General features: G+C 71.0%; 16 protein-coding genes and 1 pseudogene. 4 read left to right on the top strand and 13 right to left on the bottom strand.

Features of this window, described 5'->3' with window-relative positions:
* Positions 1-250 (top strand): hypothetical protein (locus tag ACIRST_RS33710; RefSeq protein ID WP_402807177.1); only part of this gene is annotated, 250 nt, incomplete at its 5' end.
* 102 nt (positions 251-352) lie between these two features.
* Here ACIRST_RS33710 and ACIRST_RS33705 read toward each other — a convergent pair.
* The 3 genes from ACIRST_RS33705 to ACIRST_RS33695 form a co-directional block, all read right to left on the bottom strand.
* Positions 353-1,555 carry an MAB_1171c family putative transporter gene (locus ACIRST_RS33705; protein ID WP_402807174.1) on the bottom strand — a complete coding sequence of 401 codons (1,203 nt, stop codon included), beginning with the start codon at positions 1,553-1,555 and terminating at the stop codon, positions 353-355.
* On the bottom strand, positions 1,540-2,082 hold the full coding sequence (locus ACIRST_RS33700; RefSeq protein WP_350526714.1) for a hypothetical protein: 543 nt from the start codon (positions 2,080-2,082) through the stop codon (positions 1,540-1,542). Before ACIRST_RS33700 ends, ACIRST_RS33705 begins: the two co-directional genes overlap by 16 nt.
* A 95-nt stretch (positions 2,083-2,177) precedes the next feature.
* Positions 2,178-2,705, bottom strand: coding sequence for a hypothetical protein (locus ACIRST_RS33695; RefSeq protein WP_350526713.1), 528 nt, complete (start codon positions 2,703-2,705; stop codon positions 2,178-2,180).
* A 241-nt stretch (positions 2,706-2,946) separates the two neighbouring features.
* Between ACIRST_RS33695 and ACIRST_RS33690 the strand changes: the two genes are divergently transcribed.
* Positions 2,947-3,183, top strand: coding sequence for a hypothetical protein (locus ACIRST_RS33690; protein WP_350526712.1), 237 nt, complete (start codon positions 2,947-2,949; stop codon positions 3,181-3,183).
* Positions 3,184-3,749: 566 nt separating this feature from the next.
* Here ACIRST_RS33690 and ACIRST_RS33685 read toward each other — a convergent pair.
* The 4 genes from ACIRST_RS33685 to ACIRST_RS33670 form a co-directional block, all read right to left on the bottom strand.
* Positions 3,750-4,478: a hypothetical protein gene (locus ACIRST_RS33685; protein WP_350526711.1), complete on the bottom strand. Its 729-nt coding sequence runs from the start codon at positions 4,476-4,478 to the stop codon at positions 3,750-3,752.
* Positions 4,479-4,807: 329 nt separating this feature from the next.
* Positions 4,808-5,101, bottom strand: a complete 294-nt coding sequence (locus ACIRST_RS33680; RefSeq protein ID WP_350526710.1) for an HNH endonuclease family protein — start codon at positions 5,099-5,101, stop codon at positions 4,808-4,810.
* Positions 5,102-5,275: 174 nt separating this feature from the next.
* The gene (locus tag ACIRST_RS33675) at positions 5,276-5,506 is read right to left on the bottom strand and encodes a hypothetical protein (RefSeq protein WP_350525864.1); all 231 of its coding nucleotides are present in this window, start codon (positions 5,504-5,506) and stop codon (positions 5,276-5,278) included.
* A gap of 95 nt (positions 5,507-5,601) precedes the next feature.
* Positions 5,602-6,081, bottom strand: a complete 480-nt coding sequence (locus ACIRST_RS33670) for a hypothetical protein (protein WP_350525863.1) — start codon at positions 6,079-6,081, stop codon at positions 5,602-5,604.
* A 573-nt stretch (positions 6,082-6,654) separates the two neighbouring features.
* On the opposite strand from ACIRST_RS33670, the gene ACIRST_RS33665 reads away from it, so the two are divergent.
* Both ACIRST_RS33665 and ACIRST_RS33660 read left to right on the top strand, forming a co-directional pair.
* Positions 6,655-7,329 carry an SMI1/KNR4 family protein gene (locus tag ACIRST_RS33665; protein WP_402807169.1) on the top strand — a complete coding sequence of 225 codons (675 nt, stop codon included), beginning with the start codon at positions 6,655-6,657 and terminating at the stop codon, positions 7,327-7,329.
* 85 nt (positions 7,330-7,414) lie between these two features.
* Positions 7,415-8,080 (top strand): transposase, encoded by a 666-nt coding sequence (locus ACIRST_RS33660; RefSeq protein WP_402807232.1) that lies wholly within the window; start codon positions 7,415-7,417, stop codon positions 8,078-8,080.
* 40 nt (positions 8,081-8,120) lie between these two features.
* On the opposite strand, the gene ACIRST_RS33655 is transcribed toward ACIRST_RS33660, so the two are convergent.
* From ACIRST_RS33655 to ACIRST_RS33630, 6 genes and pseudogenes are all read right to left on the bottom strand, one after another.
* Positions 8,121-8,456 carry a hypothetical protein gene (locus tag ACIRST_RS33655; protein WP_402807166.1) on the bottom strand — a complete coding sequence of 112 codons (336 nt, stop codon included), beginning with the start codon at positions 8,454-8,456 and terminating at the stop codon, positions 8,121-8,123.
* Between the two features lie 672 nt (positions 8,457-9,128).
* Complete coding sequence (locus ACIRST_RS33650; protein WP_402807165.1) at positions 9,129-9,815, bottom strand: VanZ family protein; 687 nt, start codon at positions 9,813-9,815, stop codon at positions 9,129-9,131.
* A 150-nt stretch (positions 9,816-9,965) separates the two neighbouring features.
* On the bottom strand, positions 9,966-10,328 hold the full coding sequence (locus ACIRST_RS33645; RefSeq protein WP_402807163.1) for a hypothetical protein: 363 nt from the start codon (positions 10,326-10,328) through the stop codon (positions 9,966-9,968).
* Between the two features lie 130 nt (positions 10,329-10,458).
* A pseudogene (locus tag ACIRST_RS33640) lies at positions 10,459-10,837 on the bottom strand (MerR family transcriptional regulator).
* A gap of 44 nt (positions 10,838-10,881) precedes the next feature.
* Positions 10,882-11,856 (bottom strand): hypothetical protein, encoded by a 975-nt coding sequence (locus tag ACIRST_RS33635; protein WP_402807161.1) that lies wholly within the window; start codon positions 11,854-11,856, stop codon positions 10,882-10,884.
* A complete protein-coding gene (locus ACIRST_RS33630) occupies positions 11,853-13,022 on the bottom strand; it encodes an MFS transporter (protein WP_402807160.1) in 1,170 nt (389 codons plus the stop codon). Before ACIRST_RS33630 ends, ACIRST_RS33635 begins: the two co-directional genes overlap by 4 nt.
* Positions 13,023-13,199: the final 177 nt, after the last annotated feature.

Raw genomic sequence — 13,199 nt, 5'->3', positions numbered from 1 at the left:
CCTCATCACCTACGTCAACGGACCCGACAACCGCCTCTGGTCCGTCGACCCCAAGGGCCCCGGCTGGATCAAGTTCGACGCCACCCTCTCCGGCACCGCCCTCGCCGGCAACCCCTACACGATCGTCAACCCCGCCGACAACCACCTCATCACCTACGCCCGCGACACCAACAACACCCTCTGGTCCGTCGACCCCAAGGGCCCCGGCTGGACCAAGTTCATCGGCGGCCCCACCACCATCACCTCCTGACACAAGACCGGCTCCGGCGGCGTCCAGGCCGCCCGCCGGCCACCGCCGCAGCGCCCGGCCGCCGATCCCTGACACGTTCGGCGGCCGGGTTTCGGCGTGCGGCTACGCCGGCTCGCAGGCGTCGATCTCCTGGTAGGCGGCCGCGACGGCAAGCACCCGGGCGATCTCCTCGCGGGGGGTGCGGCCGCCGGCGGCGGTGTCGAGGGAAGCCGGCAGCGCGGGGGCGGGCAGGTTGCACGCCCGGTGCCGGACCGCCGCGCGCAGCCAGCGCGCCTCGGTGCGGGCCGGGTCGTCGCACGCGGCGGGGACATCCGCAGGAGGGCCGTCCGCGGAGCGTCCGGCCGCAGACGGCGTCGCCGGGGTGTCCTCCCGGAGGACGAGGACCGCGTCCCGGATGGCGAAGGCCCGGTGCGCGAGGTCGACCGAGCGATCGCCCAGGGTCAGCAGGTCGCGCAGCCGACTGTTCGGGGTGCCGAGCACCACCTGCGGGACGGCGGCCGCGACGTCGGTCCACAGCGGGTGGAGCCGCCAGAGCGCGTACTGGTCGCGCAGGTAGTTCACCAGGGTGCGGGCGGGTGGCACGGCGACGCCGAGGACGAACAGAATGATCATCACGGCGGGCAGCAGCTCGCACACCGGGTCGGTCAGCGGTACCGGCTTTCCGTCCGCGTCGAGTTCCGTCGCGTTGCCGCTGCTGAGGACGAAGTAGAAGCGGTAGAGCGTGTAGACGAGACCGGTGGCGCTCGCGCAGGCCAGGCAGGTGACGCCGATGCGCAGCAGCCCCGGCTGGACGCTCGCACGGTTGGACCAGAAGAGGGCGGTCGCCCGCGCGGCGGCCACCGCGAAGACGAAGTTGAACACCCCCAGGTAGAGGTCGACTCCGGGGTCGCCGTAGTGGGCGTCGATGCCGAAGGCGCCGTCGTAGTCGTGTGGGAGGGCGAAGAGGAACAACACCGTCAGGGCGACGCCGGCGGCAACGGTGACCAGCAGCCGAGCGCGCGCGGCCCTGGGCCGTTCCGGCCGGTGACGCACGGCCTGCACGTACTCCAGTACGAAGTAGGCTGCCGTGACGCCGGCGAGGTGCTTGATCAGCAGTGTGCAGTCCCGGATACCGGTGACGTCCGCCAGCGCGGTCGCGACGCCCTCGGGCCGGACGGTGAGCCCGACGGCGATCGCTGTGACGGTGCCCCAGAGCGCGCGGTTGGCCCGGCTGGTGAAGGCCGAGGGTGTCCGCCAGAGCGCGACGCCCCAGACGAGCACGGGCATCAGCCAGGTGAACAGCGGGCGCATCAGGTCTTCCTCCAACGGGGCGGGCGTATCGGGTACAGCAGGCTCTCCGCCAGGCGGTCCGTGCCCGAGCCGGAACGGGAGCCGTGGTGGGCGGCCGGGCCGGACGGGTCGAGCAGGTCGGCCAGCAGAAGGGCGATCATCTCCGCCTCCTGCTCCTCGGCCGTGTGGTAGCTGGTCCGTCCCGCGCCCAGCACCTGGGCGATGACCTCCGGAGTCAGGTCGGGGAACAGCGCGGCCAGTCGGGACAGCTCGAACGTCCCGGTGTGACCGCACAGGACGTGGCCGAGTTCATGGAGCTTGATCAGATCCTGGTGCGCCGCACTCGTGCGGTCCTCGTAGTAGACGACGTCGACGCTGGGCAGCGCTATCCACAGACCACAGGGCAGATCAGGGCCGAGTGCGGGCATCGGCTCAAGGACGATGGGCCGCCCGCGCTCGCGCTCCAGTGCGGCACGGAAGCCCTCGACCGTGAAGGGGTCGGGCAGGCTGAGGCCGGCCAGTCGCCGCGCACAGCGGCGGCGCAGGCCGCGGGGAAACGCCATGAATCGGAGCTGTTCCTCGGAACGGGGCGAATGGGACGGAACGGGCGGGGCGGGCGGGGCAGGTCGGAGCAGGCCCCCGGGGAAGGCTGGACACCTCAGCTCCCGTCGGCCGGACTCGCTCCCCGCTCGTCCGCGTCCTGTTCGAGCTTCCGGAGGTTGTCGGCGAGGCTGAGGAGCACCCGCAGACTGCCGTCCGAGAGCGCCGAGGCGCGCTGGACGAGGCTGACCACCCCGTCGTTGCCGAGGGCCTGCCGCAACTCGCCGATGCGCTGCAACTGGTCGAGTTGCTCGTCGATGACTTCGGCCTTGGCGTCGTCCAGGAAGTAACCGGCTCCGGCGCTGATACCGAAACCCCGGCCCAGCCAGTCGAGTGTGTCCACAGTGGGGTTGGAGGCCTGGCCCTTCTGGTTCAGGCCGAGGTGGAGGTTGCGGATGGTGTCCCGGGAGATGACGTCCCGGCCGGCCAGGCGGTTGATCCGGTCGGCGAGCTCCCGGTACGACGGAGGGCGCCCGGACTTCGCCTCCTCCCGCACCATCAGTCGCTCCAGCCGGCGGGCGATCGCCGAGGCGCGGTCCGCCAGGTCGAACGGTCCGCTCGGTCCGCCGGTTGCTGCTGCCGTCACCTCTGTCCCCTCCTCGGGCCCCGCCACGATACCGCCGACACTTCGCCGGACGGTACCCGGGAAGGCGTCGGCCCGAGGCCCTCTCGGCGCGCAGGACCTCGACGGCCTCCTCCGCATGCCTGGCCCGCTCCAGGACCCGGGAGATCAGCAGCAGCACGTCCCACCGGTCCGTCCGGCCCGTTCCGCGGAACTCACCGCACCGCTCGAACACCGCGTCCTCCGTACGCTGCATACGCTCCGCTTGAATACCCTGCTGCTGCACGATCACCCGTCTGGCAGCTTGGTCAAGCTCGATCGCTACCTGCACAACCGGACGGACGGCATGATCGGAGCGCTGTCTCACGCGATTCGTGGGGCCGCGATCGACGCCATCCTCAGCGGCACGGAACGCGTGATGAAGGAAGCGATCGACGCGATCCTGTTGGACCATGCCGCAGAGACCGCGACTTCTCCGCTGAACACGGCGGTCGGCGGGTGACTGCGGCCCCGGAACCGCAGCTGCACCGGCTTCCCATCCAGGTCCGGCCACCTCCCGGAGAACCGGCCGACTCCTTCATCCGGCGCCTGGCGCAGCGCCCTGATCCCCGACGCCCGCGCCAAGGCCACGCTCGGCGAGCGCGCGGCCGCCCAGCTTCTGCACCTGCGATCGGCAACCGTCCCGGTACCGGTCCTCGCCGGGGCCGCCGCGCTGATCGCCCCGCAGCTGGACGACCCGGACCCGGCCACTCGCGAGGCTGCCGGCGCCGTCCACGCCCGCCTGCTCACCGCCATCGAGGACGCCCCGACCGGCCGGTAGCCGCCCCGATGTCCCAGCCCTGTCCTAGCGCCCCCGCGAAGCACTTCCACCTGGCGAAACAGGGTGGGACAGCCCAAGGACCGTCCCGACAAAACGCCCGGAACGGACCCCTGAGACACGGGCTGGGACAGCCCCGTCCCAGCCCGGCGAACCGGTCGGCGGCGGTCCCGACACAGGTGACTGGCCCGGCTCAAGGAAGTTTGACGGTGTCTGAGCGAAGTTCGGCCGACTCCTGGCGGCCGAGCGCTTCAGCCGGTGGGTTGAGTGTTCGGTGTCGGTTGCTGCGTCGAGTTGCCTGCACGGCTGTCGAGCGGTGGCGTGGGCACCGGCTCCGAGATCGTCCGCATCCAGTCCGTCCGGCCCGGAGTCCCTTCCCGCAGCCGGTCCCGGGCCGGCCAGGTAGCCGCCAGATCGTGGTGGCCGGGGAAACGCGGGCCGGGGACCGTCTCATGGATCGGTTCACCGTTCAGCCAGCAGATCTGCCAGGCGGCGGTCTCGGTGTCGAGAAGGCAGCACACCCCGCCGCTCGCGGCGGTGAGTCCGCTGAACACCTCCCGGATGCTCGCGGACCGCTCGAACGCCAGACTCATTCCCGTCGTGGCCGCAGTGAAGCGCAGCGAAGCGTAGTCGGGGTGCCACCAGGACGTGAACTGGACCGTGAGGTAGATGTATCCGACCGCCAGCCTCCCGCCCTCGTCGCGTTCCCCGCGGCAGGTCTTGGAGAACTCGCGCATCGCGTCGTCATCGACGCCGCACATGATCGCGGTGTCGAGGTGGAGTGTGCTGCCGTCCGAGCAGTTGACCGGCTCTCTCCTGAAGTTCGAGGTGAACGGAAGGACCACCCGATCACCCCCGGGCAGGGTCACCGTGATCGGCGGCAGTGGACGCGTCCTCGGCGCCAGCGAAGCGAGCGCGGTCAGTGCTCGGGCAACGTTTCGGGGAGGAACGACGATCTCGTAGCAGTAGTCGATCCCCATGCACTCCGCCTCTCGCCAGGACGAGCCGGATCTTTTCACAGCACGCCCGAACCGGGCGCGGGAATTCTTGGCCGCGAGGACAGCGCCGGCGACGAGAACTCCAACGCCCGCATAGAGGGCCGCCTCTGAACCTGGAGGTCAAACTCCGATGAGACAAGCCGTTGCCGGTCAAACCTCGGTGAGACTCGCTCCGGGGTCACCTGTCCCGGAGAACCACGCGGCTCCTCAGGCATCGAGCTCGTGCGCGGACGTGGCAGCGCCGGCCGACGAACCGCTCCCCTGGGGTGCAGGCCGCAGACCGCGGGCCCCCGCATCCCGGGGTGTGCCGGTCAGCGGGCCAGGGTCACCGTCAGCGTCTCCTCCGGGCAGCCGCCCGCCAGGTGCTCCATCGCCTCCCGCTCCCGGTCATCCACGGACAGGCGCCAGCGGGTCTTCACCGCCGTCCAGTCCGTCAGGTACGTGCAGCGGTAGGAGACGAGCGGCGGCAGCCACTCCGAGATGTCCTTGTCCGCCTTCGCTCGGTTGCTGCGCGCGGAGACAGCCACCAGGGACCGGCTGTCGCCGAGGTCGTTGGCGTAGGCCTCCCGCTGGCCAGTGGTCCAGGCCGAGGCCCCGAATTCCAACCGTGCTGTAGTCGTTGGACTCCTCGACCGCAGCGCTGTTTTGTGGGCCAACGATTTTCCGGTAGCCCGGTCACTGGCTGCAGCCCGGACTACGGTCGCGACGGACCCGAGGCCCGGAAGGTGCTACGGTCCCCGGAGCCGGCCTGCATCTGGCAGATCGGGCGGTACTCAGGGTCAGGAGTTGAGGATCTCCTGGATCCGGGCGGCGACCCGCGAGGCCTGGAGGTCGCGGCCCTTCTCATTGGGGTGTGCGTAGAAGGGGATCGGCTGGCCGAGGATTGTGACCTGGGAGGGCTCGAAGATGCCGCCGATGCCGCGCTCGGCGCCGTCGCACGCCGTGTTGGCGCCGGTAGTGTCGTAGAGGTCGACGAAGTCGGCGCCGGCGTCGGCGGCGGCCTTCTCCATGGTGTCGTCGAGGCGCTTTTGGGCCTGGTCCAGAACGGGCAGGGCGTCCTGGGGGACGTCGGAGAACGGCAGGCTCTTCTGGCCAGGGGCCGCCGTCAGACACTTGGTGGCGTCCTGGGCACCAGGCGGGGGTATCCGACCAGCACGCGCTTGGCGTCGGGGGAGCGCGAGGCCATGTGCTGGAACATCGTGGCCAGGTCGCTGCCGACCTGTGTGAGTCGGCCTTCCAGCCACGTCTTGCCGTCTCCCGACGTGAAGAAGGCCCCGCACTCCGCGGACGGGGAGGAGGCGTCCACCGGTTCCCCGGGCACTCCGGCCGCGCCCCGGAGATTGTCGGAGCACTGCTTGAGGATGCGGATGAATCCCAGCGTGTTGCCGCCCAGACTGCCTACGGCCAGGCGGGTGTCGGCGTTGAGGGCGTTCTCCTGCGCCGAAACCGACTGGAAGAACCCCAGGCTCTGCTTCTGCCAGAAGTTGTCGATCAGCGCGCCCAAACAGGAGACGTCCGCTTGGACGTTGAGCGTGACGCCCTTGGCCGCCAAGGGTCCGGGTGGCGACGGTGGGGTAGTTCTCATCGGCCTGGAAGCAGAGGGTGTGGCGGTTGCCGTAGGTGGCGATGCCGTAGTTCGAGGTGTAGGAGTCGCCGAAGAACACCGTCGGCACCGGCTGAGCGTCCGCCGCGCCGGCGGCAGCCGCCGGGAGGGCGAGCGCCAGGCAGCTGCCCAGCGCGACAGTGACAGCGGCCATCCGGGCCCGCGAGGCGGTCGCCGTGGTGCGCGTGGCTGAAGGCATGGCGGTGCCCTTTCGTCGGATCCGTGACGGGACGAACAGAATGCAACTGCACGTATTCATGGATGCGCTTTCCGTTACGATCCAGCGGGCGCGCCGCACCCGGGCGATCCCGACAACCCCTCCAGATCCATTCGCCCCATCGGCCGAAACCAGCCAGGAAGCGACAGCGGGCGAAGCGCGTCCCCGCACGCGCGGGGGTCAGCCGGCGAAGCTGCTCGACCTGGCCGATGCCCATAGCTCCTCGGATCGAGCGGGGCTCGCCAGCCGGCGTTCTTCCGGTCAGGTCAGTGGCTTGTCGGAGCCCGTGGCCTAGAGTGCAGCCTCTGACGGGCTGACGGCCGGAGAGGGGCTGGGCGATGACCGAGGCGTGGGACCGGCTCCGGGCGATCATGGGCGAGCCGGTCTACATCCCGGCGCGAGTGCCGTGGGAGCTGGCACCGGCCGAACTCGGGGTCCAGCTGCCGTCGGACTACCGGGCGTTCGTCGACTTGTACGGCGCGGTGAACCTGAACGGCGAGTGGGGCGTGCGATCACCGACGAAGCACTCCCGCGTAGCCGACTCTCCCGCCGGCCTGGCTGGGTGGCGCTTTGAGACCGACACCGAGTTCCGGGAGCAGGTTGAGGGTGAGGACGAGTTCTGGGACCAGGAACACACCCCTGTCTTTCCGGACCCGGGCGGGCTGCTGCCCTGGGGCATGAACAGCAACCACAACTACTGCTGCTGGCTGACCACCGGCCCGGACCCGGAGCAGTGGCCGGTGGCCGTGTTCTGCGACTTCGACGGCATCGACGACGGTGAGCTCGCCCGTTTCGACGGCGGCTTCGCTGAGTTCGTGGCGACCGTACTCACCGGCGCCTACGCCCATGAGGATGAGTTGCTGGTGCGCCCGGACCCGGAAGAGTGGGGATCTCAACCGGTCCGACCACTCTGGACACCCGCCTACGACTGGACCGGCAAGGACTGGGGCGCGGAGTGGGGCATCGCCTGGTACCGGCCCACCGGCTCGACGGAGATGCCCTGGACCAGGTAACGACGATCCGGGTAGACCACTGTGACCGTGCCGAGGCTGCCTCAACTCGTGCGCGACAAGAGGAACGACCCCACCCGTGAGCTGGATGGTCAAGCGGCCAGGACGAGAGCGAGGGCGGAGTAGGAGCAGGCGGTCGCCTCGTCGAGCGCTACTGCAACGACCTCAAGGACCCTCGTCCCCGCACGAGCGGGGGTCAACCGTCCGTGATCGGCCGGCTGGTCTGGCACACCGGGGTCTCCCCGCGCTGCGGGAAGTGTTCTTCGCCGCCCGGCACCAGAGGTGCTGGGTCCACAAGGCCCGGAATGTGACGAACGCCTTGCCGAAGTCCGCACAGCCTGGCGTGACGAAGGCAATGCAGGAGATCTACAACGCCGAGGACCGCGCGCACGCCGAGAAGGCGATCGAGGCGTTCGCGAAGACCTACGGCGCCAAGTGGCCCAAGGCCGTCGCGAAAATCGCCGACGACCGGGACGAGTTGCTGGCGTTCTACGACTTCCCAGCCGAGCCCTGGATCCACCTGCGGACCACGAACCCGATCGAGTCGACGTTCTCCACGGTCAAGCTGCGGACCAAGGTCACCCGTGGAGCCGGCAGCCCGGCCTCCGCACTCGCGATGGTGTTCAAGCTGGTCGAGTCCGCACAGGTCCGCTGGCGCGCGATCACCGGCGCCCACCTCGTCGCCCTCGTCCGCTCAGGCGCACGGTTCGAGAACGGCGTCATGGTCGAGCGCGAGGAGACCGCCGCCGCCTGACCACGTCGCATCGGTCATCGAGAACCCTCGACGATTGTCCTCACGGAGGCGGCACGTGACCGGGTGGAAGCTCGCCACGCTCGGGGCACCAGAGTTCTCCGCCCGGCATGTCCTGGCGAGCCTCTATGAAGTACTCAAGCTCGCGGTCGAGCTGGACCCCCGGCACAAGATCAGCGATCGTTGGCAGGACTGCATCTGGAACAGGGTAGACGTTGTACATCCACACGTCGTCTCCTCGGTCAAAACCTCCGCGGACCTGAACGATGTCCTCTCGGCCCAGTACGGCGACCACGACCCGCTCGAAGTCGCCGCGCCAGACCACAAGGTCCCATGCGACGTTCTTTCCCTCATGGAATGGATACGGCCGCGCGCTCAAAGTTGTCCCCCTCGGGTCGAGTCACCCCAACGTGCCCAGCTCCGTCTATGGTCCGATCACTGCCCCGTGATCCACAAGCCTTGACGATTGCTCCGGCCGAGCTCTGATCTACGCCCCGCTGGAAGCCCCCTGCCGTCCTCGCCCGACTGATTCCCGAGGACTACTGGGGCCGGCCAGCGCGTGTACTGCGCCTCTGGCGGTTTCAGTTGCTCCCGGCGACCGAAAGCACGCGCGGCCCGGAGCAGTAGAGGTCACTGGGAGGAAGCTGAGTCGATCACGGCACCGCCCTCGGTCGTGGCAACCCCTAATCTCAGAACAGGGGGAGCTGGCCGCGACCGACTTGTTGGCCAGCGGCCGTCGCTGGGACGCGGCGCTACCTGAGCGGGCACTCCAGCGCCCGGGCCGCAGGATGGTCCGCTCGGGTACGGGGGTCAACGAGCCGCCAGCCTGGTGGCCAAGTACCGCGAGAACTCCGGCCATACTGTCAGCAGAGCCACGTACAAGCTCTGGCCCGGACGTCACTCTTCCGGGGCCGATAGCCGGCCGCTCTTGGACCGTTACGGCCGAAAACGGCGGCAGTGAGTCTCGACGGTCACGAAAGGCAGCGCCGGAACGTCACCGCATGCTCGCCGACCAACATGGGCTGCTCTCCGGGCAAAAGCTCGACGGACCTCAGCAGGTATGCGGCGTACCGCGCCACCAGCGGCGCGAGGCCGAGGCAGCCAGCACCGCGCCCACGGTATTGACCAGCACGTCGTCCACCGAGGACACCCGGTCCAGCTGGAGCACGTACTGCAGGACCTCGATCGCCGTCGAGCAGGCTGCCGCGAGCGCCGCGACCCGCCGCGGCGAGGCCAGCGCCGCGAACCGTACCGGGCCGAAGAATCCCAGCGCCGCGAAGACCAGCAGGTTCCCGCCGACCTGGACGATCGCGGACCCCGGACCGGCCTCGACGGTCGCGATCAGGTCCCGCAGCGGCACCAGGCTCACCTGTGTTGGGGCGTTCGGGCCGGCCTGGTCGCCCGGCAGCATGGTCATCCACACCCACGGCAGCGTCCCGTGGACGATGCAGACCTCCGCCAGCGAGGCACGTCGTGCCCACGCCGGCGCGGTGCCGGCGGCCGTGCGACGGCGGGTCAGCAGCCACGTCGCCAGCGCCGCCAGGGGCAGCGCGAGCACGGTGAGGAAGACGATCCCGTTGATCGTGTCGAAGTAGGAGTGCAGCTGGTTGCCGTGGTGGCGGAGCGGCCGCTGCACGTAGAAGCCGACCAATGCCGCAGCGAGCAGCGCCAGGCCGCCGAACAGGGTCCGGCGCGTGCGACGGACTTGCGGTGTCGGCAGCGATGCGGTGTGGTCCATGGGCACCATTCAAACGGCTGCGGTAGAGCGGCGGTGCATGCCCCCAGCGCCCCGGTTCGGCGTATGGCGACGGCTGAGTTTGAGCCGTCTACCGTCCCGGTCGGCTCGGCCGAAGGGGGCATCTGGGACCTTGGGCCTGGTGCGGGGGCGTCAGGTGTCGGAGTAGCTGAGGTCCCCGACGGTCCAGGCGCTGATGTCTTCGATGGCGATGCGGTACATGCCGCCGGTGTGGGGCAGTCCGAAGTCGCCCTGCAGGATCTTCGCCCGGTGCAGGTGGAGGTGGGTGGGCCGCGCGGGCGTTCCTTCGGCGCGCAGGGTGAAGAGAGCGGCGAAGGGCTTCAGGTGGTCCGAGGCCTGGAGGACCTCCGCCACCCGTTCCCACCACAGGGCCACCGGGGCGAGCCGGCCGGTGATCACCGCGCCGGGGACGACCACGGTCAGGGACATCTGGTTGCTGTGCTCGGACTCGACCATCGCGGCGATGTCGACGAGCAGCCCGTCTGCGTTCGACATGGCACCAAAGGCTAGAACACGTCGACGTCCGGGTGCCGCCCGGGGCGGTGAGTGTGATGAGTGCGGGTGCTTCGCCGGTCTGAGCGGCCGGACTCCGGCGGGTGCCCGTGGCAACGGGCTCTGCCCTCGGTCAGGTGTCGGCGGCGGCTTGCCGGCCGGGCCGGGAGCGGCGGAGTCGTTCGTTGATGCGCAGGGCTTCCTCGATCGGTCTTCGAGGATGACGATGCGGCAGGCGGCGTCGATGGCGGTGCCCTGGTCGACGAGGTCGCGGGCGCGAATCGCAATAGCAGTTAGCAGCGGGAGTAGCGACGGTGGCCGCCCTCGGAGCGCAGCGGGGTGATGAGGCCGACTTCGCCCGGGGAGCGCAGGAAGCCGGGTGTGGTGCCGGTCATCTCGGCGGCGCGGCCCATGGTGTGGGCGGGGTAGTCGTCATCGTCAAGGTTGTCGGGGGTGTGGGGCTTGTCGGTCGTCGTAGTCACTGCACCTGTCTTGGTTCCTGGGGAACGCATCGAGGGGCCCCGGTGCCATGGCGGCTCCGGGGCCCCGAAGGGCGTCAGGCCGGCGGGGGCGGGACGGCGACCGGGGAGGAGGCACCGGGGAGGAGGAGGCGGGGCGTGCCGGTGCCGTCGGCGGGGGTGGCCCAGACGTCGGTGGCCTTGCCCGCCCGGGCCGGGAGGGCGTAGGCGAGGGTGGTGTCGTCGAGCCAGGCGGCCTGGTCGTCGACGCTGCGGGTCTCGGCCAGCGGGTGTTCGTGGAGGTCGGCCAGGTCGAGGACGTGGAGGCGCCAGGGCGCGGCGGGATCGGCGGAGACCTTCTTCTTGAAGGCGATCCGGGTACCGTCCGGGGAGAGCGAGGGGCATTCCACGTTCTCCCGCAGGGTGCGGGCCGACCAGGCCTTGAGGTCGCCCTCGACCAGGTGGGTGCGGCCGGCGGTGGAGACGGTGGCGTAGAAGCGGTTGTCGTCGGCGGCGAAGTTGACGCCCCAGTAGTTGACGTCGGCGGCGTGGTAGCGGGTGCCACCGATCGTCAGCGGGATCTCCTCGACGGACTTGATCAGGTAGCCGGTGCGCAGGTCGAGGATCGACGTGCGGGTGGAGAAGCGGTCCGCCGCGTAGGAGTCGCCGACGGCGAAGGTGGTCCAGGAGAGCACCTGGCCGGAGGGCGAGACCCGGGCCCGGTTGGGGATCCCGGGGACGATCACCGACCGGAGTTCGGTGAACCGCCGGTCGTAGACCACCGCCTGGGTCCGGGCAGGGGTGCCCGGCAGGGCGCGCAGGCACAGGGCGCGGTCGTTCGCGGCGTAGAAGCGGGCGCAGGACGGGCCGCCGGGCTCGCCGCCCGGGCTGCGGGCGACGCGGCCGGTGGCGTTGTCGCGGTAGTAGAGACCGGGCTGATCGAGCGTGAACGAGTCGTCCGCGGCGACGAGTTGCGGTCCGCCGTCGCGTTGGCGGGCGTGCACCACGTAGCCGAGGGAGCCGCCCAGGAGGACGAGGGCGGCGAGGACCAGCAGGACCGTTCGCGACTTCATCGGCGCGCCTTCCTTCCCGGGAGGATCCGCCAGGCGGCGGTGAGTGCGGTGGCCAGGGCGAGGGTGGCCGCGACGAGGGCCGGGCGCGGCCCCCACCACGTCCAGGCCGCGCCGAACCCGGCCGCGCCGACCAGGCGGGCCAGGGCCTGTCCGGTCTGCAGGACGGCGAGGCCGCTCGCGCGTCCGGCGGCCGGGAGCGCGGGCGCCGCCAGCGCCATCAGCACGCCGTCGGTGGCGGCGTAGAAGACGCCGAGGAGGACCAGGACCAGCACGGCGGTCGGCAGGCTCGACGGGGCCAGGAGCGTCAGGTAGGCGGCGAGCAGCGCGCCGTGGCCGAGGAGGAACGGGATCCGCCGTCCGGCGCGGTCCGCGATCCGCCCGGCGGGGACGGCGAGCAGCAGGTAGCAGGCCGCCGCGCCGAGTGGCAGCAGGGGGAAGAGCGCGGCCGACAGGTCGAGGCCGCGTTGGAGCAGGAGGTAGAGGAAGGAGTCGCCGACGGTCGCGGTGCCCAGCAGCGCGGCGGCCGCGACCACCCGTCGGAAGGCGGGGTCGGCAGTCGACCGGGCGGCCGTGCCGGTCGGGCCGGGTGCGGCGTTCGGTCCCGCGGCCGGGAGCGCGGACGGGACCGGGCGGGTCGATGCGGCCCGCGGCGGCGGTGCCGACGGGTCGGCCGGGACGAAGAGGCCCAGCACCACGACACCGAGCAAGCCGGTGGCGAAGCTGACCACGAACACCGCGTCGTACGCGTCCGCGGTCGCCCACAGCACCACGAAGGCGACCAGCGGGCCGAGCAGCGCCCCGGTCGTGTCCATCGCCCGGTGCACGCCGAACGCCCGGCCGAGGGTCTCCGGCGGTGCGCTGAGCGTGATCATCGCGTCCCGGGGTGCGGTGCGTACGCCCTTGCCGAGCCGGTCCGCGGCCAGCGCGGCGGCGATGCCGCCGGCGGCCCCGCCGGCCATCAGCAGGCCCAGCCGGGAGAGTGCCGACAGCAGGTATCCGGCCCCGGCGACGGTCCGGTGCCGGCCGGAGCCGCGATCGGCGAGCCGCCCGCCGAGGAGCCGGACCAGTGCCGTGGCTCCGTTGAACAGTCCGTCGAGGAAGCCGAACTGGAGGGGTGAGAGGCCGAGACCCAGGACCAGGTAGAGCGGCAGCACGGCGGTGACCATCTCCGAGGAGACGTCCGTGACCAGGCTGACCGCGCCGAGCGCGACGACCGTGCCCGGGACGCGGGGGGCCCCCCCCCCCCCGGGGGGGGGGGGGGGGGGGGGGGGGGGCGCGGGGGGGGGGGGGGGCCGGGGGGGGGGGGGGGGGGGGGCAACGGGGGGGGGGGTGATCGGAGAAGA

Source organism: Kitasatospora sp. NPDC101447, from assembly GCF_044767225.1.
Lineage (GTDB): Bacteria > Actinomycetota > Actinomycetes > Streptomycetales > Streptomycetaceae > Kitasatospora.
This window is presented reverse-complemented; position numbering and strand designations above follow the sequence as displayed.

Coding starts and splice junctions, on each gene's coding strand:
- ACIRST_RS33700 (WP_350526714.1), bottom strand. CDS start 2,082: ATGGCGTTTCCCCGCGGCCTGCGCCGCCGCTGTGCGCGGCGACTGGCC.
- ACIRST_RS33685 (WP_350526711.1), bottom strand. CDS start 4,478: ATGGGGATCGACTACTGCTACGAGATCGTCGTTCCTCCCCGAAACGTT.
- ACIRST_RS33675 (WP_350525864.1), bottom strand. CDS start 5,506: ATGGAGAAGGCCGCCGCCGACGCCGGCGCCGACTTCGTCGACCTCTAC.
- ACIRST_RS33670 (WP_350525863.1), bottom strand. CDS start 6,081: ATGAGAACTACCCCACCGTCGCCACCCGGACCCTTGGCGGCCAAGGGC.
- ACIRST_RS33665 (WP_402807169.1), top strand. CDS start 6,655: ATGACCGAGGCGTGGGACCGGCTCCGGGCGATCATGGGCGAGCCGGTC.
- ACIRST_RS33660 (WP_402807232.1), top strand. CDS start 7,415: ATGGTCAAGCGGCCAGGACGAGAGCGAGGGCGGAGTAGGAGCAGGCGG.
- ACIRST_RS33650 (WP_402807165.1), bottom strand. CDS start 9,815: ATGGACCACACCGCATCGCTGCCGACACCGCAAGTCCGTCGCACGCGC.
- ACIRST_RS33645 (WP_402807163.1), bottom strand. CDS start 10,328: ATGTCGAACGCAGACGGGCTGCTCGTCGACATCGCCGCGATGGTCGAG.
- ACIRST_RS33635 (WP_402807161.1), bottom strand. CDS start 11,856: ATGAAGTCGCGAACGGTCCTGCTGGTCCTCGCCGCCCTCGTCCTCCTG.
- ACIRST_RS33630 (WP_402807160.1), bottom strand. CDS start 13,022: ATGGTCACCGCCGTGCTGCCGCTCTACCTGGTCCTGGGTCTCGGCCTC.